The sequence below is a fragment of the Anabaena sp. FACHB-1237 genome (genome assembly GCF_014696225.1).
In the GTDB taxonomy this organism is placed as follows: domain Bacteria; phylum Cyanobacteriota; class Cyanobacteriia; order Cyanobacteriales; family Nostocaceae; genus FACHB-1237.
Genome location: NZ_JACJPV010000014.1, coordinates 15,161 through 37,938 on the forward strand (window position 1 = coordinate 15,161; position 22,778 = coordinate 37,938).

A 22,778-nucleotide genomic window follows, 5' to 3' on the forward strand; every position below is an offset into this window, starting at 1 on the left:
TGACGTTGATTAAGAATTGTTAACTAATCTCGTTTTTCCGGTTAATCAATAATTTCCTCATATTGATTGGTGTCGTCTGCTTGAGATTGTTTTATCTCTGCTAATACATCTGTTAAAGTTTTTTCATCTAGCCATTGATGACGTTCTTTGGTATAGTCTCCCTTGCCGGGATGGAAATATTGAATAAATCGAATGGTATCGGCAACTCCCAGAGAGTTAATTAGGGCATCGTAGCCTTGTTTGATAATTTCATTTTGAGTTTTCATCATTATTTTCCTCTGCTTGTGTTACTTCTGCCAGCCATTGCACAGGGTTGTTAATTTTGATATTAATTAATTGAGAATTTGTTTTTGCTTTTTTAATGAGTCTGTCGTCTGTAGTGAGAAATACATCTGCTTGACTTCTTTCTGCACTGGCGATGTGAGTAGCATCATAACTGGAGAATCCTAATTTTTGGAGTTGGGTAGCTCTGTTTTCAATAAAAGGGCTACTAATAACTTTAATTTTAGCAATGGAGAGTAATTTTTTAACATTTTCTAGTCTTTCTAAGTCGGGGGTTTGGTTTGATTCGGCGATTAAAGCACTGCTGTTAATTAGTTTCCAAGTCCCTGATTGACACTGACTCAGAATTGTTATTACTGCCTGTGCTTCTAGGTAAATACGTGGTTGGGTTGGATCGTCAAATGGACGGTTTAAACAACAAACATCAAGATATATTTTATACTGATTTGTCATAGGGTTTATTAATCTAAATTATATTTTAGGCGAGTTTTTCCAGTAAGAAGTTCTTGCATCATCCCCTGTTTTATGGCTTTGTATTTATCGCGCTTTTTTTCTAAGGCTTCAATTTCTGCCTCTATGTCACTGAGAACTTGGGCGATCGCTTTTTGTTCTGTAAGAGGAGGACAAGGTATTTTGAACTGACTAATTCCCTTTACTGTTAATTGAGGTTGTGCGCTTCCAAATACAATTCTGTCAATCTGATTTTGTACAATATCTGATTTTAAAATGCCATATAGATAAGAAGTATCTAAATATTTAGATTCATTTCTTAAAATGACCATTCCTGAATTTATGCGAACATGATTAAAACCAACCGAATCATCAAAAAATGCAATATTGCCTACAGTTCCTCTTGTCGTTAAAACCACATCATTTCTAATTAGCTTACCATTTCCTAAAAGCCTATCTTTTTCTTGTGTAATAAACATACATTCCAAAAATTTAAACCCTTCTTTTGTTACATTTTTAGCACTTAAAAATAAGCAGTACCCATTCTCAAAAAGTTCATTATTACTTGGGTAATTAGCTCCTCTATCTCCATTTATTACTTTACCTATTTCTTCAAAATTTTTTACCTCCCAATCATCAGGAATAATCCCCACCTCAGTCTGTTTATAGCCTTCTTGTATTTTCATGCTTATTACCACACTATCCCCATTTTCTGAAGATGTCCTTCAACCTTAGCCGTCAACTTATCCACCCTACTTGTCAACTCTGGTAAAGGTGTATCATACCGTTGTTCTGCTAACTCCTTAATTCTTTGCGTCAACCGTTGCGAAATCCGATCCTATCGAAGTCCTGAATTTTGGTTGTACGAGGATTATCAATATCTCTTATTTTACTACAAAAGTAAGGGAACGGGTATACCGTCATGGTGGCTACTGAACTACCACCCCCTAATTTTTATTTTTGGCAAATCAAAGTGGGGTCAAAAACCTTGGGGATCTGCCAAATCTTTTAAAACCTTATCCTAACTGACTTTCAAGATTTTGAAGGCGATTCTAATATCGCTTTTTGGTGCTGGAAAACAAGTTTTGAAGTACATCTGCCAAAATTGCCTGTAGAAACCAGTAGAGATAAGCATTTTGATGGGAGCGGTTTCAACCGTCCTATCTATAGGTGGTGGGTTGAAAGAAAATAAAAGGCTTGTGTCTTTTTATGGTAGGATAACTGATTAGGGTGGTTATGAAAGGAGTGCTGCGATCGCACGACAAAATAGTGGTTTTTCCTGGTAAACCAGCTTTGCTGTAGTGAAAGCTGCACCGGAAAGATGAGGATTTTCTAGTGAAATTCTGGATAAACGACTTTAGGGATATGCCTAAAATCTCATGTAAAATTTTTAGGTAATGCGAGTTTGCTTAATGATCTTAATAATTTTTAACCAAATGATCTTACCATTGGTGCATGGTTTGAAGTTAAATTTTACTTGTCTGGTTTTGTCTAGTGTAAATTGTCCATCTTTTTTTGGACAAAAATTCTTTAAAACTGGCTCAATAGCTGAAATCCCTGAAAATGCTTAGCTTGTGTCACTTGTCTCTGGAAAATTGGACAATAATTCTTTAAAAGTGACAACAATTATTTAATGTACAAATGGAGAATAGGAGACTCGAACCCCTGACCTCTGCGGTGCGATCGCAGCACTCTACCAACTGAGCTAATTCCCCAAACCAACTACATTATATTTTAACATTATATTCTAACATTGTGGTACGGTGGATGATACATTTTTCTGTAAATAAACTTCTTGTATTCGTTCCAATTCCAAATCATTTAAGTAATCCACAGTCCAATTAGCTTGACGTTGTAAAATATGGAAGGGATAAGTATTAGCTACCCCGACAACTTGCATTCTAGCGCGTTTAGCTGCTGTCATACCCACAGGAGTATCTTCTATCGCTAAACACTGATTAGGTTGTAAATTTAAGTCGGGATATAATTGGTTTAATCTCTGTACTGATAGTTTATAACCATCCGGTTCTGGTTTACTTGTGGTAATATCATCACCAGAAACAATCACAGGAAAATACTCTATCAGATTAGCACGTTGTAACACTAATTCTATTTCTTTTCTCAAAGCACCACTAACTAAACCTAATTTCAGATCACGGGAATGAATTTGAAAGATTATATCTTCAATTCCTGGATATAACGGTAATTTATCCAGTTTTTCTAATTCCAAAATATAGGCTTGAGCTTTGCGATTAAGCAACTGCATTAAATATGCTTCTGTTAAAATCCTACCACGATTAGCAAATAATTCTTGAAAACAAGCGCGATCGCTCCTCCCTAAAGAAGATTGACGTTCTTGTACTCGCTGAGGTTGAAGATTTTCCTGAATCAGAATTTCATCTATCAACCGCAGATGAATAGCTTCATCTTTAATAATCACACCATTAAAATCAAATAGAACAGCCTTTAAACTCATGATAATCCCAAACTATCCTCAGATAATAGCATTTTACCTTAGTTGTCAATTTGTGAGATCCAGATTGTCAGAACTTAGTAATTACCACAGCAATAAAGTGTATTAAATAAATATCTTGTAAGGAATAATGTAGAGACATTTGATCAAATGTCTCTACAAGACTTTGAAGTGCTGTATAATCTTATCAGTTCTTTTTTGCCTTAGCTCCCCAAACTAAGTTATGCTAATCTCACATAAACAAAATCATCATAGGAGCTATTATGCCAAGAACCCAGAAGAATGATAACTTTATTGACAAGTCTTTTACTGTGATGGCAGATATTATCCTCAAAATTCTGCCAACTAATAAAAAGGCCAAGGAAGCATTTGTCTATTACCGTGATGGAATGTCGGCACAAGCTGAAGGTGAATATGCAGAGGCTTTAGATTATTATGAAGAGGCTTTAACAATTGAAGAAGACTTGAACGATAGAGGTTATATCCTCTACAATATGGGTTTAATCTATGCTAGTAATGGTGATCATAATAAGGCTTTAGAATTTTATCATCAAGCTATTGAGTTAAATCCTAATTTACCGCAAGCACTCAACAATATAGCGGTAATATATCACTTCCAAGGGGAAAAAGCCAAGGAAGCAGGAGATCATGATGGTGGAGAAGCACTATTTGACCAAGCGGCAGACTATTGGATCAGAGCGATTCGCATGGCCCCCAATAACTATATTGAAGCTCAAAACTGGTTAAAAACTACAGGGCGATCGCAAATAGATGTATTCTTTTAAGAAGTTATCAGCTTTTACCATAAGAGAATAGTAGGGGTTTAGCACTGCTAAACTCTGAAATTCCCCACTTCACACTCCAATTACCAATTACCAATTACCATCAAACTATGATTGATACTGAATTAGTCCGTAAAGTTGCCAATCTCGCACGGTTAGAATTAACACCAGATGAAGAAAGTACATTCACTACACAACTGGGTGATATTCTTGATTATGTCGAACAACTAAACAAACTTGATGTTACTAATGTTGAACCTACCACCAGAGCTATTGATGTAATTAATATCACCAGACCAGATCAGCTGCAACCCTACACCGAACGAGATGCTATTTTAGAATGTGCCCCCGCACAAGAAGGAGATTTCTTTAAAGTGCCTAAAATCCTTAATGCTGATTAATACTCGGTCTATAGGGAAAAAGGGAGTATGATTTTATATAACCTCCCTTCTATATCAAAGTAAAGTAATTTAATAAGTATAAGTATAGCCATTTCAATTATTGACTCTAATTAATTGCCTAAACTATTTCACTAAGCTAATAAACCCACTGTGATAACATTCTTGATGTTTATCCGTAAAATCATCACAAAAGTGGCTACAGCATTTAGTTTTCAGCGATCGCTAATAAAGAAATAAATATATATCATAATCATAATTATAGCCCATGTCAGCAACGGCGAAATTATTTAGCTTGTCAGCGATCGCTCTTTTAAAAATCGTACCCTAGTTCGGCAATGCCAAAACCCCTTGAACTCCTGAAACGATAGCGCAGCATGACCCACCTAAATAGTGTTGATGTTTATTTTAACTAGTGTTAAGCTGTTGTGCCTTTAACTTGAATAATTAATACAAGCAAGATGCTTGTGCTACTGTAACTTCAGGTTTTTTAATTATACAGTGAGTGCTGCACATTAGCTTATCCGACATAATTCCCCTACAACTTGAGATTTTCGGTTAATAATTAATTATCAATTATTTTACACCAATCACCAATCACCAATTATTCATATTTAATAGGATCAGTCAATCCTAACTCATTAAAAGCCGCCAATCTTAATAAACAAGAATCACAAACACCACAAGCATGATTACCTCCAGCATAACATGACCAGGTTAAATGCCAAGGCACTCCCAAGACATTACCAAGCCTAACAATTTCAGTCTTTTTCAAATTGATTAAAGGCGCAACAATAGCAATAGATTTTCCTTCCCTACCCTGTTTAGTTCCTAAACGAAACACATTTTGCATAGCATTAATATAATCAGGACGACAATCAGGATATCCTGAGTAATCTAAAGCATTAACACCTATATATACTCTTTCAGCACCAATAGCCTCCGCATAACCCAAAGCAAAACTTAAAAAAATTGTATTTCTTGCTGGAACATAAGTAATGGGAATATTGTCGGCCATCTCTGTAATAGAACGTTGTACAGGTAAAACCATATTATTATCTGTTAAAGCCGAACCACCCCACAAACGTAAATCAAAACTCACTACCTGATGTTCTACCACACCAACAGCCTTACCTACAGATAAAGCAGATTCTAATTCTCGACGATGACGTTGTTGATAATCAAAGGAAATAGCATAACATTCATAACCATCCGCTTTAGCTTGATAAAGTACAGTAGAAGAATCTAAACCACCTGATAATAAAATAACAGCTTTCATAATAGATAATTGGATATTTACACAAGATTATATTTAAACAAAATCATATAAGTTTTCCGTGGGGAGTGGGGGGTGTAAATTCTTGCTTCTGACTCCCGACACAAAAAAATTTACCCAGACAACCATTATCTCATCTAAAAAACCAGATCCAGAAAAATATTACAAAGTTTTAATCAATTATGCCCAAAACATGAAATGATTAACAAAATGCAACAATCAATAATTTGAGCAATTTAAACCATGCCCCATATATCCAAAATCCAACATGATACTTAGAAATTCACCATTTTAGTCATTTTACTTACAGTAAAAAAATTCACTTACATAGACAAATAAATAATGTCCCCATAATGTCCTCAATCACGCATTACCTATTACCCATGACTTATTTCCTAACTTTATTGGTGGGAACTCCAGCAACAAACAGAAATTCTTCATAAACATAATCATTATGTTACCATCAGGATGGTGTAAGACAAATAAAAACTGGCATTTATACTTAAATGCCAATGACCATAGCGTGTCTAAATTTGGTGGTTGAGGAGAAAATAATAGTGCAAAATAGCATATACATGCCCGAAACAAATCTGTACACACAGCGTAGCCAAACACAACACATACGCGTAGGCGTAATTGGGGTTGGTAACATGGGGCAACATCATACTCGTGTGTTAAGTTCGATGAAAGACGTAGAACTAGTAGGAGTTTCAGACATTAACATTGAACGTGGTTTAGAAACAGCTAGTAACTATAAAGTTAGGTTTTTTGAAGACTACTGTGACCTATTACCCCATGTAGATGCAGTATGTATAGCAGTACCCACAAGGTTACATTATGCAGTAGGCATGAATTGTCTATTGGCAGGTGTTCATGTATTAATTGAAAAACCCATAGCTGCAAGTATATCTGAAGCAGAATCTTTAGTGAATGCAGCGGCCGAATCCCAATGTATATTACAAGTGGGACATATAGAACGCTTCAACCCTGCATTCAAAGAATTGAGTCAAGTTCTGAAAACAGAACAAATATTAGCTTTAGAATCCCAACGGATGAGTCCCTATTCCGCTAGAGCAAATGATGTATCTGTAGTCTTAGACTTAATGATACATGATATTGACCTAATGTTAGAAGTAGCAGGTTCGCCAGTAGTCAAACTCACTGCTAATGGTACTCGTTCTCTAGACTCAGGATATTTAGACTACGTAACCGCCACACTAGGCTTTGCTAATGGCATTGTTGCCACATTAACCGCTAGTAAAGTCACCCATCGCAAGATTCGGCGTTTAGCAGCGCATTGTAAAAATTCTTTTACTGAAGCTGACTTTCTTAGAAACGAAATTTTAGTACATCGGCAAACAGCCATTAACCCACTAGTAGATCATCAAAAAGCACTGTATAGACAAGATGGTATTATCGAAAAAGTGTTTACGACAAATATTCAACCCCTCAGTGCAGAACTAGAGCATTTTGTCAACTGTGTACGTGGTGGCAATAAGCCATCAGTAGGTGGTGAACAAGCACTTAAAGCTCTGAGACTAGCCAGTTTAATTGAACAGATGGCTGTAGAAGAAAGGGTATGGAATCCGTTAGAGTGGAATTCAGAAAGATTAGAATCTTTCACATCCACAGTACAGAACTGCTGATAATTACACAATAGGGGTTTAGTAGTGCTGATAAGTGTCAACTTAATCTACAGATACTTCCCTAAGGTCAGTATAAGTGGTTTATTTGTTTGGCTGATACGCCCGCCTAAAAATGATAGAGCAGCGCGGCGTAAGCCATATTTCACAGGCTAATAAGCTAATGTGCAGCACTCACTGTATAATTAAAAAACCTGAAGTTACATTAGCACAAGCATCTTGCTTGTATTAATTATTCAAGTTAAAAGCACAACAGCTTATCTTGCATCTGACTAGAAAACAGGGCGATTACAAATCGCCTCTACACAGGCAAAACCTGCGTAAACAGGTTAAATATCCTTAATGTTTCATTAGTCCACCCAGGTAGTCACTGAGCCTGTCGAAGTGTGGACTTTGCCTGTATAGTAGCGAATTATATTCGCCAAAAACTTTTAAAACAACCTCTCAGGATTTGGATAATTCTTAGTCATCTTTAGATGAATTTTGCTATTAGACTATTAAATACAGGAATTCATTCCCATTCAGGCTATGGGCTTTACGTTAATTTGACACCAAATGATCACTGCTAAACCTAATTTATCTAGGAATAAATCTAGGAATAATAATTTTCACTTTGCACACTACAATATCATAGGATTTACTAAATGCTGGAATGGATTACCAATACAATTAACTCAATGGGCTATGTGGGAATAGCATTACTAATGTTCTTAGAAAACCTATTTCCTCCCATTCCTTCAGAATTAATTATGCCCCTAGCCGGATTTACAGCTAGAGCGACACCGGAAAAACTAAATATCATTGGTGTATTTTTCGCTGGTTTAGTAGGGTCTGTACTAGGTGCATTAGTGTGGTATTATCCCGGTCAAATACTAGGGGAAAAACGCTTAAAATCTTTAGCAGATAAATATGGTAAATGGTTGACAATATCTAGTAAAGATATTAGCAAAGCTAAACAATGGTTTGAAAAACAAGGCGGAAAAGCCGTATTTATTGGTCGACTTGTTCCTGGTATTCGCACCTTAATTTCTGTACCTGCGGGTATTGCCAATATGCCCCTATTGCCATTTTTAGGCTATACTACTATAGGTAGCGCCGCTTGGGTAGGCTTACTTACATATTCAGGATATTTATTAGGCAGTCAATATGAAATAGTAGATAAATATTTAGCTCCCGTGTCCAAGATAGTTTTAGTAGTCGTTGTGGTAGGATTTATTTTTTGGATTCTCAAACGCAAACGCAAAAAACCCATAGCATAAAAAACTTTTCCCGTATTTCTAGTTACACTGAACCAAACCTATAATTTTTTTTAGCTCACCTTTTTGTAAGATGAGCATGGAAACTTTTTAAAGTTAGGAGCTTTCATGACAGATCAACCATCCGCCGCTAGTCCTATTAACGCAGCAGCTATTCCTATGAATCGTCCTGCATCTGCTACAGCAATTAATACAGTTAAACCAAGCAATCTTAGCACTGTTACTCTTGGTGGTAAAACTATTCTCAGTATTGATTTAGGTAGAACTTCCACAAAAACCTGTATTAGTCGTGATGCAAATAATGTAGTGTTCATCCCTGCTAACGTCAAGCAAATGCCCATTGAGCAAATTCGCGGTGGAGTATTTGAAGCTAAGGCTACAGATGTGATTAAAGATTTGTGGTTAGAGCACCAAAATAGTGGTTATGCTGTAGGTCAATTAGCCGCAGATTTTGGTGCTAATTTGGGAGTTGGTCAATCTAAAGTAGAGGATGCTCTAGTAAAAGTATTAGCTGCCGCAGGTTATTTTCAACTCAAAGATGAAATTTATGTGGTTATTGGCCTACCCTTCCTTTCCTTAGAACAGTTTGAAAAGGAAAAGTTACAGCTTGTTACTTTGATTACTGGAAATCATCGGATGAGCTTTCGCGGAGAACCCATCAGCTTAAATGTTGCCAAAGTTTGGGTAATGCCAGAAGGCTATGGCAGTTTGCTATGGACAGAAACTCAACCTAATAAGGCAGTAACAGTACCGGACTTTACCAAAATTGCTGTGGGTATTATTGATATCGGCCATCAAACCATTGATATGATTATGGCTGATAACTTCCGCTTTGCTAGAGGTGCTTCTAAAAGTGAAGACTTTGGTATGAGTGAGTTTTATACCAGAGTAGCTAATGAAATTAATGGTGCTGATAGTCAGTCTTTAGCATTAATTGAAGCTGTAAATAAGCCTAAAGGAGAAAGATTCTATCGTCCTAAAGGTGAGAGTAAACCTACTAATTTAGATGATTTTCTGCCCAATTTGACAGAAATGTTTTCCCGAGAAATTTGTTCCCGTGTCTTGGCCTGGTTGCCAGAGCGGGTAACTGATGTGATTATTACTGGTGGTGGAGGAGAATTTTTCTGGGAAGATGTGCAACGTCTTCTTAAAGATGCTCACATTAATGCTTATTTAGCTGCACCTTCTCGTCAAGCTAATGCTTTAGGTCAATATATTTATGGAGAAGCACAATTATCTGCTGCTGTTCGCGCTGCTAATTCATAGCTAGGCATAAAACTAATGTTACAATGGTCAAAAAAAGTAGTTAAATCCGTAACATTTGATACTGAAATTGCTGATGAGAGCTTGTTAGCGCAGGTAGAAAACTATTTGGAATCACAACCAGATAAAACATTTAGCCATCTTTGTAAGGAGGCTTTGTGGAAACTTTTATGTGTACCAGAGTCTACCCTGCCTCCTGTAAATACAGCAAGTCGCTCCCATTTAGAACAGCAAGTTGCTGATCTTCAGCGTCAAATGACGAGTCTGGAAGCGCGTTATTTTGCTAAGGAGTCTAATCGTATAGACTTGATGGAAAGTCAAATGTTGCAGTTGACGCAACAGGTAGCTATATTAACTATGTTGCTCAATCAACAACCTCCCACTAGCTATACTCCTACAACTGTATCTCAACCCTCTCCCGTATCTGAAGCATTACCCCAAGAGGAAGATCCTGATATTCTCAGGATTGGTAAGTTACTTGATGATTTTTAAGTTCATAATGGTTTAATAGATGCAGATCCCCGATTTTTTACAGAGTTTGGGGATCTGTATTTATGGATATTGATTGCAGGCAATATGCCTGTGATCCACAATTATCTGTATCAATGAGCTAATTTGATACTATTGGTAATCACAGCTAAACTTTCTTCAAATAAAGCCTCCCTTCCCCAACGTTGCACTTGTTGACTTAATAGCACTTCTGCTTTTTGTTCTGAAAGTGAACTCACTTGTTGATATAAACCTGCTGCTTGTGCGCCGCCATGAGTTTCCATCCGCATACAGCCACCTGCTTCTGAACAAATCACAGTACCACAGTTGGCGTTAAGATTAGTAGAACTGAGACGTAAAGCGATTAAATCACCCACAATTTCGCCCACATCTGCCACAGGAACACCTACTAATTCAGCTTCTATAGGATGTTGATCTTGAGTGACAAATCTAATTCTGATAAAATCATAATCGCCATTTTCCCGACTGTAGGCCACTGGTTGCCATTGTAAACGACTAGCTAACCAACCTAAATACAATAAAGCTTGGGCTGAATTACCCTTTTCATGATCAATTGTCACTCGATCAATATCTTTTAGTGCGTTTCGACGATTAGGAGCATCATAAGATTCGGCTGTTAATTCTTGCCATGCGGCTAAACGTCGCCAGTTCAGATCAGCTAGAGGTACACCACTCTCTACTAAGTCTTGCAATACTAATAAATCATCTTCTGGAGTATTAAAATTGCAAGAATCTACAATAACATTATTGCAAACAGACGCTAACCGTTTAAATAAAGGATTATCCGAGTCAGGAGTAGCTTTCCACCAGAGGAATTTAGGTAAACCTCCGATTAATAACGCCGGAATCATACCACCAATACGTTCCAAAGCTGTAGTAGTACCAGTGAGAGTGATATATTCACAGCAGACTAGGGTACTAGAAGACTGCTTTTGAATGGGACAATAGGCAGACACCTGGGCTTTTACCCCTTCATCTTCACCAGCAATGGGACATAAAGCGATAATACGGCAGGGGTTACGCAGGGCAATTTCATCAGCGATGGTGGGACTAGTAGCACTGAAAGTATAACCCATAGCAGATCCATGTTTATCGCCATGAGGTCCACTATGTTGCATTTGAAAATATTCGGAACGTAAAGCGGTGATCGTTTCCTCCGTAGGACTACCAGTTTCCGGGAGATGGTGTTTTTTCTGTAATTCCCGTAGAGCAGCTTGGGTTTGGGGTCCTAAAATACCATCAATCGGACCATTATAAAAACCAGTGGCAGTTAATAAATACTGGGTTTCTTCGGGTTCATAAACTACTAAAGTAAAAGTGGTGGCACGGGTAGCAGCAGGTAGGCCACCTTCGCCGCCTTCAATACCGTAACTTTGCCAGACTTGGTTAAGTTCTCGTTCAATGTCTGTGAGAGAGACATCTTTGGGATCTTGGAGGGAAAAAACTGTAGGTGCTTGGGAAACCATAGTGATTTGTGGGGAAAATAGAGTATGTAAAGAAGTCGGGAGATCGAGGAGTCAGTAGGGGCGAACGGCCGTTCGCCCGTACAGGAGTCAGAATAAAGAATTTTCGCACTCCACACTCCGCACTTACCTAGAGTCTGCGCCAACTGCGGCCATCTTGGTTAAGTAATAATTCTGCTTCTGTGGGTTCCCATGTTCCCGCTTCATACTGGGGAACTATGGCCGGATCTGCGGGCATATCCCATACTGATAATGCTGGTGTAACGACTTGCCATGCTGCTTCTACTTCGTCACCTCTGGTAAACAGGGTTTGATCACCCATCATACAATCTAAGAATAGGCGATCGTAAGCATCAGAAGTCGCTTCTATGCCAAATGAACCATAAGTAAAATCCATATCTACAGAACGAGTACGGAAGTCACCACCAGGCATTTTTACGTCAAACCTTAAAGAAATACCCTCATTCGGTTGTATCCGCATAGCTAAAACGTTGGCATTTCTTTGTAATGCAGCTGAAGGAAACATTCTCGAAGGTACTTCTCTAAAGTGAATAGCGATCTCACTCACTTTTTTCGGCATCCGTTTTCCAGTTCGCAGGTAAAAAGGTACACCTTGCCAACGCCAATTATCCACGATAAACTTCATGGCCACAAAAGTTGGTGTGGTGGAGTTGGGGTTTACCCCTGGTTCATGGCGATATCCTGGCACTGGTTGACCTTTCATCCAACCGGCACTATATTGGCCACGAATGGCAGAATTATTGAGATTATTCACATCTGCTAAACGAGTGGCTTGTAAAACCTTCACCTTTTCTGTGCGGATACTATCGGCATCCATTGAATTTGGGGCTTCCATAGCGGTTAAGCAATAAAGCTGCATGAGGTGATTTTGCAGCATATCCCGCAAAGCCCCAGCAGTTTCATAGTATCCTGCTCGATCTTCTACCCCAACGGTTTCTGCTACGGTAATTTGTACATGATCCACAAATTGCCGATTCCATAATGGTTCAAAAATGGCATTGGCAAAGCGGAACACTAATAAATTTTGTACTGTTTCTTTACCTAAGTAGTGATCGATCCGATAAACTTGGTTTTCTTTACATACCTTTTGTACTACTTGGTTCAGACTTTGGGCTGAGGACAGATCCCGGCCAAAGGGTTTTTCTATGACTAGGCGATGTTTGTAAGGATCATCTAACATCCCCGCTGATCCTAATTGTTTAATGGCTTCGGGGAAGAAGTTAGGGGCTACGGAAAGATAGAACATTCTATTTCCTCGTGTTCCCCGTTGCGAATCTAATTCTGCTAGGAAGTTCTTGAGTTTTTGATAACTTTGGAGGTTGTCAATATCACCGGAACAATAGTATAAACCTCTGGAAAAATCTTCCCACAGTTCTCCTAAAGGTACTTTAGCATGGGCTTCTTTCATGCCTTTTTCCATTTGTTCACGGAAATACTCATGACTCCAATCTCGACGCGCAACCCCCACAATGGTAGTTTCTGGAGGAATGCGTCTTTCTCGACGTAATTTGAATAATGCGGGTACTAATTTCCGCCAAGTTAAATCGCCTGAAGCACCAAAAATAACAATTATTTGGGGCTCTGGCATCCCTTGTTGTTGCAAACCAAGACGCAGGGGATTTTCTAACAAATTGATCATAGGACTTTAGCTTTTAGATTTAGAGTTAGTTTTACTTTAGCAGTGGTAGATTTTGTGGTTATGGTAGTAATCACTGTGAACTAACTAGCGACTCAATTCCAGGTAATTTGTATTATTCCTGATATTATTACTGAGTCTCAAAACTGATTGATTTGTCTGAGAACTATTACCTATTACCTCATAGACAATACCTTAATTTCAGTTTATAAACAGTATTAAGTGATAGCTGATGACTGATGGTAGGGGTTTGGCAGTGCTGATGGTATCTATATGGTCAATTTCATATTGACCCTATAAGTCATGATAGTATCGGTTTAGCAGTGTCCATAAGTGTCAAATTAACCTAACACCCATAGCCGGACTGGCAATAAATTACTGTGTCTAATAGCAAAATTCATCTAAAGATGACTAAATAAGCAGAAGATTTTTAAATTGTTTACTTTAGCTATTAGCCCCAGGGCGTGCGTAAGCCATAGTTCATTTCTGGGCGGGTATGCAAGACAACAAATAAGCGATCTGTAACTTAAAAAATTGACACCCATGAGCGTTGCTAAACCTCTACAGCTTTAACAAAAGATTTAACTTTTTCTACATTTTCTGGACTACCAATTATTAATGGTGTGCGTTGATGTAGTTTTGTGGGAACTACTTCTAAAATATCTATTTCTCCTGTACTGGCACTGCCTCCGGCTTGTTCTATTAAAAATGCCAATGGTGCTGTTTCATACAATAACCTTAATTTACCTTGGGGTTTTTCTATGGTTCCTGGGTAAAGAAATACACCACCTTGTACTAAAATTCTGTGGATATCACTGACCATTGCTCCACTGTAACGCGCACTATAGCCCTTTGTACTGTGAACGTAACGAATATATTCTCTATATGGTTCTGACCATTGCCAAAAGTTACCTTCATTGACGCTATATACTCCACCGTGATTGGGTATTTTAACGTTTTCTTGTGTGAGAATAAACTCACCTAAACTGGGATCAAGGGTGAAGAAGTGTACCCCTTTCCCAATGGTGTAAACTAGCATTGTACTAGGTCCATACAATATGTATCCGGCTGCTAGTTGTTTACGTCCATTTTGGAGGAGGTCTTTAGCTTCTCCATCTAAGTCTGTTCCTTCCTGTTGTCTAATGGAAAATATTGATCCTAAACTGAGGTTTATATCTGTGTTAGATGAACCATCTATGGGGTCATATAAGAGGGTATAACGTCCAATGGGACAATTTTCAGGGATGTAGTACGGTTGTTCCATTTCTTCCGATGCTAACCGACATACTAGGCCACTTTGCTTAAATACGGAAATAAATACTTCGTTGGCGTAAATGTCCATTTTTTTGACTGATTCGCCTTGTACGTTTACTTCTCCTGTAAATCCTAGCACGTCTTCCATTAAACCAGCACGGCTAAAGCGACGGGAGATGAGTTTACCTGCTAAAGCGATCCGGCTCATTAATGCACTTAAATCCTGTGCATTTGGTCCAAAACTTTGAAGTTGTTGCAGTACATGACGAGAGAGGGTGGTACAATCCCGATCTAGGGTTTTATCTAGGTGTTGATCTGGGTGTTTATTGGTGGTGGAATTTTGTGGTGTTTCTGTCATTGCTATCCTTTGTTTGTGGTGATAGTTTCCCGTTTCTATCTTAAAAAGCTATTGTGATAAGTTAAATATGATTTTATATAAACTAAAGAATCAGAAATAATCAGATCCCCGAATTCTTTAAGAAGTCCGTGATACTGCTAGTTAATTCTAGCATCTGTTGTGGTTGTTCACTTGTTAAAAAACTATGTTCTATCAATATCTGATATAAATTAACTTGTGTCTCTAATAAACAAGCATGACCACTATTTGGTAAGATAAATTTTTGAGTATTAGGTAATATTTGATTAAGCCTTTCTACTTCACTAAGCGAAGGTGATAAGCGATCGCTCTCACTACCAATTAATAATACTGGTTGCTCTATTTTCTTTAATTCTACTTCACTAATCTTAAAATCTCTTAACATACATAATCTATGATTAATGATTTCTGGAGGTAATAAACGCATTGCATTTAATAAATTTTGGCGATCGCTTGCTTCTATTTTTTCCAAATTCGCTAACAACGGTAATAATCCCAAAGCCCCCACATCAAATAAAAACGATGGTACAAATTGACAAGCATCTGTCAATAAACTAAACCAAGGTAATAAAGAAAAGACTGATGCAGGGTTAACTAAAATAATACGTTTAAATAAATTTTGTGATTTACAAGCTATTTTCAGTCCTAAACAACCACCAAAAGATTCACCACATAAATACACAGGACGAAAACTACTTTTTTCTAACTCTGCATGAATCAAATTTAAAACATCTGTGGTTAAATCATCCCATCCACTGTTATTATTAGTAGGAATTACTAAACAACGAATATCAAAAAACTTACTTAAATCTGGTATTTGTCTTGTGAATAATTTACCACTACCATCCATTCCTGGTAAATAAATCAACAAAGGATATTGTAAATTTACTGTTTGGGGTGTGAAAAAATAGGGTTGATCTGCAAATTTTGACATTGGTTTAACATTCACCAAATTTATTTTTATTTGACAATAAATAGCTTAGTTTGTCAAGATACCCGATTTCTCTAAAAAATCGGGTATCTATTAAATAAGTATAAAAATTTACTGACTAAGTAACACCATACTGTATCTGTGTTATCAGCATTGCACTTAACTTTTTTGCTTAAACTGGTTAAATTTTGTTTTACTATGTCAAGACTGAATAAATTTAATCCCCATGAGAGTTACTTCCTACTTCTATTATTCCTGATCCTCTGGCTCTTTTGAATTTTAATCTCATGAGATTTACATAAATTACATAAATTACATAAATTAAATTATGCTGATATTTAACCTAGAGGTTGTAATATATTACTACATCTATAGTATTATACATACTACAAAATGTCAATAAAATAATACAATATTTTCTACACAAAAAGATCCTTGACTTCTTAAAGAAGTCGGTGATCTGAGTAGAGTCACGATGAATATGAACGATGTATAATCTTTCCATAACCGTAAATACTTTCGATGATACCACTATGTCAACTTTATTACCTCAATGCCAGCAATTACAAGCACAAGTGGAAAAAATTTTTCAACTGCTACATCAAGAACCTAGTTTGCGATCGCAAGATATCACAGCAGTTAAAATATCATTAGATAAAGCTATTTCTCCTCGGTTTGAAATTGTATTTGCTGGTGCTTTTAGCGCGGGAAAATCAATGTTAATTAACGCTTTATTAGAGAGAGAATTGTTATATAGTGCAGAAGGACACGCCACAGGAACAGAATGTAAAATTGAATATGCAGCATTAAATCAAGAAAAAGTAGTTTTAACCTTTTTGAGTAAGTTAGAAATTCAAGAACAAGTGGTTTTTTTATGTCAACAATTAGGATTTAATTCTGTTAATAATATTCATGAAAAAGATGTAATTGATTTACTAAATAAAGGTTGTCAAGTAATTATTCAACAAGAAGGAGGAGAAAGTAAATCAGAACGTGCTAAACAAGCAAAAGCATTAACTTTGTTATTAGAAGGATATATGGACAATCAAGATAGAATTAATAGCATGAATAATGCTACTTATTCTATGGAGCAATTTGATTTTAATAACCTTAAAGAAGCTGCTAGTTACGCCAGAAGAGGTAGTAATAGTGCGGTTTTAAAAAGAATAGAATATTATTGTTATCATCCACTTTTAGAAGATGGTAATATCATCATTGATACACCAGGAATTGATGCACCAGTGGACAAAGATGCACAATTAACTTATGCAAAAATTCAACATCCAGATACATCCGCAGTAGTTTGTGTTCTTAAACCAGCATCTGCAGGAGATATGACAAAAGAAGAAACTGAACTATTAGAAACTATGCGGGAAAATACCGGAATTAGGGATAGGGTATTTTATATTTTCAATAGGATAGATGAAACTTGGTACAATAACCAACTTAGACAAAGATTAGAAGACTTAATTAATGGGCAATTTCGAGATAGCAAGAGAGTGCATAAAACCAGTGGTTTACTAGGATTTTATGGTAGTCAATTGAAACACACTAGTATAGCAGATAGATTTGGTTTAGATTCAATTTTTGCTGCAAGTGTTAAAGGTTTAGATGGTAGAGAAGAAACCCCACAATTTGTCAATGAATTTAACCGTTATTGTGCTAATTCTGGAAAATTGTCTCCTAGTCAATTTAGAATTTCTGTGAATAGTTATGAAACTCCCAATGAAAACTATGTGAGAATTTTAGCTGAACAGGGAACACAATTAATTAAGCAATTAATTCAAGATAGTGGTATTGAAGAGTTTAGAAATGCCATTACTAAATATCTGACAGAAGAAAAACGTCCCCAGTTATTTAAGAACCTTGCGGATGATTTAGAAGATATTTGTATTAAACTAAAAAAATACTATCAAAATATACAAATAGACTTGGATAGTCAACCGCGAGAAATCGAAAGTATGAAAGAATATGAGTTGCAAAAATTAAATCAGCAACTTCAACAAGTGGGGAGAGATTTTAGTGATCATATTAATGATGAAATCAACAAATTAATTAACAATAATTGCGAAGATTTTGAAAATGATTTTCGTCAATTACAGTCGAGAATGATTCGCAGATTAGATGAATTACTGGATACATTTTCCGTTCCTGATGCTTATCGTCGGGCAACTTTAAGTCATCCTAGAAATGCTACTGCACCATTATTAGCCATTTTGGTGGAGGCTTTTTATTATCTATCAAATCAATTGGAAGATATTTTAACGGAATCTTGTGAACAGGTAATTTGTAATCTATTTAATAAGATTATGGATAAGATGAGAAAAGCAGAATTTTATCGGCAATTGTGTCGTTTATTAGGCAATGATGGCGGAATTGAAGCAGAAATTAGACTGATAGAAAAGGTAATTTCTCAAGCGTTAGTTAGTGCTGCTAGAGTAGAATGTGATAGGTTTGTGAGAGAAAGTCCTAGATTTTATAATGAAGGAACATTTTCTATTTATCAATTTAGACAAGTCTTAGAACAAACTTCTCAAGGTTACGATGCAGAAAGTGTGATTGATGCTGAACCTGCAATTAGACAATTGTTAAAGTTAGATTTTGAACCGAAAGTCTCCTATACTATTCGTCAATCTTTTCGACAAACTATCAACCAAACTATCAAAACCCAGTTATTACCAATGGGGAAAAAATTAGCAGATGATATATTACAACAATATCCTCATGCTAAGGCTTATTTAGAAAATACCTTGCAACAGGAAGTGGAAGAAAAGATTGCGAATAATCAAAGGTTGTTAACTCAAGTTCGGGGCAAAATGCAAGAATATAATATGGCGGTTTTGGGGATTAATAGTTGTTTACAAGGGATGCAGTTATATGAACATTTACTACCAGTAATTGAGATGGAAGACCTATAATAGTGTTTTAGACTACCGACTTTTTCAAGAAGTCGGTAATCTTGGGATAATTTTAATGTTTCATACAAATAGACAAAGGAAGAAATAAAATGGAAGATAATTTTAAAATTTTAAATTGTGATCAAGGTGACATCGTAATTGATTTTAACGGTTATATTGTAAAAGTTAGTCAATTGGATTTAGCTTTATCAAGAGTTATTTTAGATAATGGTAGTTTAAACAAATTAAATGAACAACTAAAATCTATAAACAGTCGTAATCTACCATCCATTAAAGATAGTTCTAATTGGTTGGATAAAGGTGTTGACTGTCAGATTTTACAACCTAGTAAAAATTGGCAATCAGGAAAGTTAAGAATGAAAGTTATTATAGAATTTTCTCCTGATGAACCAGAATCACCACTGGATGATTTACGAAGAATGATCAACGAAACCACATCATAAACTCGATTTTCTCTCTGTGACTTGAAATAAAATCATGAATAAAACTCCTCGTATTCCCATACCATCAGAAGTGAGAAGTTACGTTTTCCAAAGAGATAAATTTCAATGTCAAAGCTGTGGTAAAAATTCCCAAGAAGTTAATCTCAGTATTGATCATATTATCCCTTTATCTCGTGGTGGAAAAAACCATATTAGTAATTTACAAACTTTGTGTTTAACTTGTAATCAACGGAAAACAAATAAGATTGATCGTCGTTTTCGTCGAAATTTTCACATTTAAGAACCTAACGTTCCTCTCCTATCAGGAGAGGATTAGCCAGAGGTAAATTAACCTAATATCAAACCTGTACGTGCAGGAATTGCTAAATGTAAATGTTTCTGATCATCCCATTTAACTGCACCCTTTCCAAACAATAATTTATCTGGTTGATTTTGTAATTTACTACCATCAATATCTGCTGTTGCTGCTTCTTCTCCCACGTTAATGGCAATAATTAATTCTTGATTTTCCCAAGTTCTTGTAAGTACATAAACTGATGCTTCTGCATGAATTGTTTGATAGTTTCCTACTCTCAAGGCTATGTATTTATGACGTAATGCGATCAATTGTTTATGGGTTTGATAAATGTCTTGATTCCATGCACTTTCTACAGGAAATACTCGCCGACAATCTGGATCTATTTCTCCTGGTAATCCCACCTCATCCCCATAGTAAATGCTGGGAGCCCCAGGAAATGTTAATAGTAGTAACGTACATAATTCTACACTTTTTTGATCGCCATCAGCTATGGTGATAATTCTAGTGGTATCATGGCTGCCAAGAAGGTTTAATTGTGTTAGTTGAATTTGCCAATCGTATAGTTTGAGTAGCTTGTCAATTTTATCCGCATAGCCAACTGCGTTAATTGTTGGATAGGGGAAATAATTGCGGGATTGTACATGCTTTAAAACTGTGCGATCGCCCACTGCAAAAGCAATTGCAGCTTCATTAAATAGGTAATTCATGACTCCATCGAATTGGGTTCCATCTAGCCATTGACTCGCATCGTCCCAAATTTCTCCTACTATATAGGCATCAGGATTAACTGCTTTAACTCGCTGTCTAAATTGTTGCCAAAATCCCGGAGTCTTAATATCAGATGGTACATCTAATCGCCAACCATCAATGCCGAATTTTAACCAATATTCGGCGATTTGCATAATATATTCTTGCACATCTGGATGATCATGATTAAATACTGGTAATGATCTGACTCCTGCCCAAGCATCATAATTTGCTGGTAATGTATCATCATAAGGAGAAAGTGGCCATCCAATAATTCTAAACCAATTTAACCAAGGTGAATTAGGACCGTTTTCTAATACATCATTAAAGTAGAAAAACCCTCGACTCGAATGATTAAATACTCCATCTAATACCACTTTTAAATTTTTTTCGTGGGCAGCATCTAAAAATGCTCTAAAGGCATCATTTCCTCCTAAAATGGGATCAATTTGATAATAATCATGGGTATGATAACGATGATTACTAGCAGACTGAAAAATAGGTGTAAAGTAAATTGCTGTAATTCCTAAATCTTGCAAATAATCTAGCTTTTCTAGTATTCCCCAAAAATCTCCTCCTTTATAACCTTGATGTGTTGGTGGTGCTTCCCAATCTTCTAAATTCGCATTATTGATGTAACTCTGACGAGAACGTTCACTTCTGGCAAACCTATCAGGAAATATTTGATAAAAAACGGCGTGTTTAACCCAATCTGGTGTTTGAATTGTCATACATTTTTACTCTATTCTTATTAGACATCTGGTGAAAATTAAATGTGCGTTGTTTAAAACCCTTCTAGAGACATTTTATATCAGGTCTCTACATTAATTCACACCAGATATCTATTGATCATATTACTAAATTGTGTCACTTGCTACTATTACTTAGGATTTTGCATTAAATTTTAGTATTTCTAAATATTTATTTCCGATGAAATTGAGATTAAATTTAGTTATATTAGTTACAAAAATATCATAATTGTGATCAAATCTATACATTTATTAACTATTGTTAAGAAAAACTTATCATTAGCAATCAGCTTTCAGTGATCAGAAATCAGCTTTCAGCAGTCAGTAATCAATCTGTTAACCGTTAACCGTTAACTGTTAACAGTTAAGTGCTATATATTTTGTCCTAATTGTCTGTTAAGAAATACTTATTAAAAAATGTTGTCATAACTTCATTTAACTGCTAATGTATGTAAATACGACAGCACTGGTAACTGCTCAAATTAAAGAGAGGTTATAAAATAATGAGCTTTATCCATTCTGCCCATAGTCTTACTAATGATGAAAAACCTATCTATCCACAGCTGAAAACTGATTACTGATACCCGACCAAATTACAATCATGAATTGTCTTATCTGTTAATAGCAACAAAGAAAAACAGAAGACAGAGAATTTAGAGGTAAAAAGCGATGAATATTCAAGGAAAAGTTGCTTTAATTACTGGTGCTTCTCGTGGAATTGGGCGGGCGATCGCCTTAGAATTAGCTAAACAAGGAATGCAAAGATTAATATTAATAGCACGCGATCGTCAAAAATTAACCGAGGTTTCTCAAGAAATTGCGGCCTTGGGAGTAGAAACCACAATTATGGTTTTAGACCTGACTGATACAGTAAATGTCAACATAGCCATAGCCCAACTCTGGCGTAATTATGGACCAATTCATTTACTAGTAAATTGTGCTGGAGTTGCCCATCAAAATAGTTTTTTACAATCAAAAATTCCCCAATTACAAGAGGAATTATCTGTTAATTTGTTGGGAATGTACACTCTGACAAATTTGATAGCCCGTCGTATGGCTAGTCAAAAACAAGGGATCATTGTTAATGTTTCCAGTCTCATGGGAAAAGTGGCTGCCCCTACCATGGCCACCTATTCCGCGACAAAATTCGCCATTGTCGGTTTTACTCAAGCATTGCGTCAAGAACTGGCAGAACATAATATCCGTGTTATTGCTTTGCTACCTTCCCTTACAGATACGGACATGACAAAAAACCTCAAATTATTTCATGGCGTTATTGCTATGAATCCTGAACAAGTCGCCCAGGCACTAGTGAGAGGAATACAAAATAACGTACCAGAGATTTTAGTAGGATGGCAGTCTCACTTAGCCGTATGGTGTCAACGTCTTGCTCCTTGGTTAATGGAAATGATCTTACACATTGCTAGACCAAAAAAATCAATTCCTCATACTGCTTCCGTGTAAGCATTAGTTAATAAGGATGTTTTTATTGGTTTGGCTTCCACGCCCGCCCAGAACTAATAGCTAAAGTTTACTTTAGTAAACTAAGGATTTAAACAATTACACCAGTTTCCGTTATTATGAGATACAGATGTTAACGATAAAACCC

Annotated in this window: 21 protein-coding genes and 1 tRNA gene; 10 read left to right on the plus strand and 12 right to left on the minus strand. The window is 36.4% G+C overall.

The window, feature by feature from the left end:
- Window positions 1-41: 41 nt before the first annotated feature.
- From H6F32_RS09385 to H6F32_RS09410, 6 genes are all read right to left on the minus strand, one after another.
- Window positions 42-266 carry a hypothetical protein gene (locus H6F32_RS09385; RefSeq protein ID WP_190369134.1) on the minus strand — a complete coding sequence of 75 codons (225 nt, stop codon included), beginning with the start codon at window positions 264-266 and terminating at the stop codon, window positions 42-44.
- Complete coding sequence (locus tag H6F32_RS09390) at window positions 250-735, minus strand: PIN domain-containing protein (protein ID WP_190369071.1); 486 nt, start codon at window positions 733-735, stop codon at window positions 250-252. The genes H6F32_RS09385 and H6F32_RS09390 overlap by 17 nt, the downstream gene beginning before the upstream one ends.
- A gap of 8 nt (window positions 736-743) precedes the next feature.
- Window positions 744-1,418 carry a restriction endonuclease subunit S gene (locus tag H6F32_RS09395; RefSeq protein WP_190369072.1) on the minus strand — a complete coding sequence of 225 codons (675 nt, stop codon included), beginning with the start codon at window positions 1,416-1,418 and terminating at the stop codon, window positions 744-746.
- A 5-nt stretch (window positions 1,419-1,423) separates the two neighbouring features.
- Window positions 1,424-1,552 (minus strand): hypothetical protein, encoded by a 129-nt coding sequence (locus H6F32_RS20905; protein WP_277875060.1) that lies wholly within the window; start codon window positions 1,550-1,552, stop codon window positions 1,424-1,426.
- A gap of 822 nt (window positions 1,553-2,374) precedes the next feature.
- Window positions 2,375-2,447 (minus strand) — tRNA-Ala (locus tag H6F32_RS09405).
- A gap of 32 nt (window positions 2,448-2,479) precedes the next feature.
- Window positions 2,480-3,208: an HAD family phosphatase gene (locus tag H6F32_RS09410; RefSeq protein ID WP_190369073.1), complete on the minus strand. Its 729-nt coding sequence runs from the start codon at window positions 3,206-3,208 to the stop codon at window positions 2,480-2,482.
- Between the two features lie 260 nt (window positions 3,209-3,468).
- Between H6F32_RS09410 and H6F32_RS09415 the strand changes: the two genes are divergently transcribed.
- Entirely contained in the window at window positions 3,469-3,990 is a 522-nt protein-coding gene (locus H6F32_RS09415; RefSeq protein WP_190369074.1) for a photosystem I assembly protein Ycf3, read from the plus strand.
- 107 nt (window positions 3,991-4,097) lie between these two features.
- Entirely contained in the window at window positions 4,098-4,388 is a 291-nt protein-coding gene (gene gatC, locus H6F32_RS09420; RefSeq protein ID WP_190369075.1) for an Asp-tRNA(Asn)/Glu-tRNA(Gln) amidotransferase subunit GatC, read from the plus strand.
- 601 nt (window positions 4,389-4,989) lie between these two features.
- Here the strand turns inward: gatC and queC are convergent.
- Complete coding sequence (queC, locus tag H6F32_RS09425) at window positions 4,990-5,664, minus strand: 7-cyano-7-deazaguanine synthase QueC (RefSeq protein WP_190369076.1); 675 nt, start codon at window positions 5,662-5,664, stop codon at window positions 4,990-4,992.
- Window positions 5,665-6,236: 572 nt separating this feature from the next.
- Between queC and H6F32_RS09430 the strand changes: the two genes are divergently transcribed.
- From H6F32_RS09430 to H6F32_RS09445, 4 genes are all read left to right on the plus strand, one after another.
- On the plus strand, window positions 6,237-7,307 hold the full coding sequence (locus H6F32_RS09430; protein ID WP_242031096.1) for a Gfo/Idh/MocA family protein: 1,071 nt from the start codon (window positions 6,237-6,239) through the stop codon (window positions 7,305-7,307).
- 641 nt (window positions 7,308-7,948) lie between these two features.
- Entirely contained in the window at window positions 7,949-8,563 is a 615-nt protein-coding gene (locus H6F32_RS09435) for a DedA family protein (RefSeq protein ID WP_190369077.1), read from the plus strand.
- Window positions 8,564-8,668: 105 nt separating this feature from the next.
- Window positions 8,669-9,826: a ParM/StbA family protein gene (locus H6F32_RS09440; RefSeq protein WP_190369078.1), complete on the plus strand. Its 1,158-nt coding sequence runs from the start codon at window positions 8,669-8,671 to the stop codon at window positions 9,824-9,826.
- A 15-nt stretch (window positions 9,827-9,841) separates the two neighbouring features.
- Window positions 9,842-10,315, plus strand: coding sequence for a plasmid segregation centromere-binding protein ParR (locus H6F32_RS09445; protein WP_190369079.1), 474 nt, complete (start codon window positions 9,842-9,844; stop codon window positions 10,313-10,315).
- 110 nt (window positions 10,316-10,425) lie between these two features.
- Here the strand turns inward: H6F32_RS09445 and opcA are convergent, their stop codons facing one another.
- The 4 genes from opcA to H6F32_RS09465 all read right to left on the minus strand — a co-directional run bounded on the left by opcA (window position 10,426) and on the right by H6F32_RS09465 (window position 16,017).
- Window positions 10,426-11,799 (minus strand): glucose-6-phosphate dehydrogenase assembly protein OpcA, encoded by a 1,374-nt coding sequence (gene opcA, locus H6F32_RS09450; protein ID WP_190369080.1) that lies wholly within the window; start codon window positions 11,797-11,799, stop codon window positions 10,426-10,428.
- Window positions 11,800-11,926: 127 nt separating this feature from the next.
- Window positions 11,927-13,456: a glucose-6-phosphate dehydrogenase gene (zwf, locus tag H6F32_RS09455; RefSeq protein WP_190369081.1), complete on the minus strand. Its 1,530-nt coding sequence runs from the start codon at window positions 13,454-13,456 to the stop codon at window positions 11,927-11,929.
- A gap of 550 nt (window positions 13,457-14,006) precedes the next feature.
- Complete coding sequence (fbp, locus tag H6F32_RS09460) at window positions 14,007-15,065, minus strand: class 1 fructose-bisphosphatase (protein WP_190369082.1); 1,059 nt, start codon at window positions 15,063-15,065, stop codon at window positions 14,007-14,009.
- A 100-nt stretch (window positions 15,066-15,165) separates the two neighbouring features.
- Window positions 15,166-16,017 carry an alpha/beta fold hydrolase gene (locus tag H6F32_RS09465; RefSeq protein ID WP_190369083.1) on the minus strand — a complete coding sequence of 284 codons (852 nt, stop codon included), beginning with the start codon at window positions 16,015-16,017 and terminating at the stop codon, window positions 15,166-15,168.
- Between the two features lie 530 nt (window positions 16,018-16,547).
- On the opposite strand from H6F32_RS09465, the gene H6F32_RS09470 reads away from it, so the two are divergent.
- The 3 genes from H6F32_RS09470 to H6F32_RS09480 all read left to right on the plus strand — a co-directional run bounded on the left by H6F32_RS09470 (window position 16,548) and on the right by H6F32_RS09480 (window position 19,655).
- The gene (locus tag H6F32_RS09470; RefSeq protein ID WP_190369084.1) at window positions 16,548-18,932 is read left to right on the plus strand and encodes a dynamin-like GTPase family protein; all 2,385 of its coding nucleotides are present in this window, start codon (window positions 16,548-16,550) and stop codon (window positions 18,930-18,932) included.
- 89 nt (window positions 18,933-19,021) lie between these two features.
- Complete coding sequence (locus H6F32_RS09475) at window positions 19,022-19,375, plus strand: KGK domain-containing protein (protein ID WP_190369085.1); 354 nt, start codon at window positions 19,022-19,024, stop codon at window positions 19,373-19,375.
- Window positions 19,376-19,409: 34 nt separating this feature from the next.
- Entirely contained in the window at window positions 19,410-19,655 is a 246-nt protein-coding gene (locus H6F32_RS09480; protein WP_190369086.1) for an HNH endonuclease, read from the plus strand.
- Window positions 19,656-19,702: 47 nt separating this feature from the next.
- Here H6F32_RS09480 and H6F32_RS09485 read toward each other — a convergent pair whose 3' ends face one another.
- Window positions 19,703-21,151, minus strand: a complete 1,449-nt coding sequence (locus tag H6F32_RS09485; RefSeq protein WP_190369087.1) for a glycoside hydrolase family 13 protein — start codon at window positions 21,149-21,151, stop codon at window positions 19,703-19,705.
- Between the two features lie 687 nt (window positions 21,152-21,838).
- Here H6F32_RS09485 and H6F32_RS09490 point away from each other — a divergent pair.
- Window positions 21,839-22,633, plus strand: a complete 795-nt coding sequence (locus H6F32_RS09490) for an SDR family oxidoreductase (RefSeq protein ID WP_190369088.1) — start codon at window positions 21,839-21,841, stop codon at window positions 22,631-22,633.
- Window positions 22,634-22,778 lie beyond the last annotated feature (145 nt).

Bases quoted from the DNA above. Each gene is read 5' to 3' on its own strand.
- H6F32_RS09435 (WP_190369077.1), top strand. From the start codon at position 7,949: ATGCTGGAATGGATTACCAATACAATTAACTCAATGGGCTATGTGGGA.
- H6F32_RS09485 (WP_190369087.1), bottom strand. From the start codon at position 21,151: ATGACAATTCAAACACCAGATTGGGTTAAACACGCCGTTTTTTATCAA.
- fbp (WP_190369082.1), bottom strand. From the start codon at position 15,065: ATGACAGAAACACCACAAAATTCCACCACCAATAAACACCCAGATCAA.
- H6F32_RS09410 (WP_190369073.1), bottom strand. From the start codon at position 3,208: ATGAGTTTAAAGGCTGTTCTATTTGATTTTAATGGTGTGATTATTAAA.
- H6F32_RS09470 (WP_190369084.1), top strand. From the start codon at position 16,548: ATGTCAACTTTATTACCTCAATGCCAGCAATTACAAGCACAAGTGGAA.
- H6F32_RS09480 (WP_190369086.1), top strand. From the start codon at position 19,410: ATGAATAAAACTCCTCGTATTCCCATACCATCAGAAGTGAGAAGTTAC.
- opcA (WP_190369080.1), bottom strand. From the start codon at position 11,799: ATGGTTTCCCAAGCACCTACAGTTTTTTCCCTCCAAGATCCCAAAGAT.
- gatC (WP_190369075.1), top strand. From the start codon at position 4,098: ATGATTGATACTGAATTAGTCCGTAAAGTTGCCAATCTCGCACGGTTA.
- H6F32_RS09475 (WP_190369085.1), top strand. From the start codon at position 19,022: ATGGAAGATAATTTTAAAATTTTAAATTGTGATCAAGGTGACATCGTA.
- H6F32_RS09390 (WP_190369071.1), bottom strand. From the start codon at position 735: ATGACAAATCAGTATAAAATATATCTTGATGTTTGTTGTTTAAACCGT.
- H6F32_RS09430 (WP_242031096.1), top strand. From the start codon at position 6,237: ATGCCCGAAACAAATCTGTACACACAGCGTAGCCAAACACAACACATA.
- H6F32_RS09395 (WP_190369072.1), bottom strand. From the start codon at position 1,418: ATGAAAATACAAGAAGGCTATAAACAGACTGAGGTGGGGATTATTCCT.
- H6F32_RS09415 (WP_190369074.1), top strand. From the start codon at position 3,469: ATGCCAAGAACCCAGAAGAATGATAACTTTATTGACAAGTCTTTTACT.
- H6F32_RS09440 (WP_190369078.1), top strand. From the start codon at position 8,669: ATGACAGATCAACCATCCGCCGCTAGTCCTATTAACGCAGCAGCTATT.
- queC (WP_190369076.1), bottom strand. From the start codon at position 5,664: ATGAAAGCTGTTATTTTATTATCAGGTGGTTTAGATTCTTCTACTGTA.
- zwf (WP_190369081.1), bottom strand. From the start codon at position 13,456: ATGATCAATTTGTTAGAAAATCCCCTGCGTCTTGGTTTGCAACAACAA.
- H6F32_RS09445 (WP_190369079.1), top strand. From the start codon at position 9,842: ATGTTACAATGGTCAAAAAAAGTAGTTAAATCCGTAACATTTGATACT.
- H6F32_RS09490 (WP_190369088.1), top strand. From the start codon at position 21,839: ATGAATATTCAAGGAAAAGTTGCTTTAATTACTGGTGCTTCTCGTGGA.
- H6F32_RS09465 (WP_190369083.1), bottom strand. From the start codon at position 16,017: ATGTCAAAATTTGCAGATCAACCCTATTTTTTCACACCCCAAACAGTA.
- H6F32_RS09385 (WP_190369134.1), bottom strand. From the start codon at position 266: ATGAAAACTCAAAATGAAATTATCAAACAAGGCTACGATGCCCTAATT.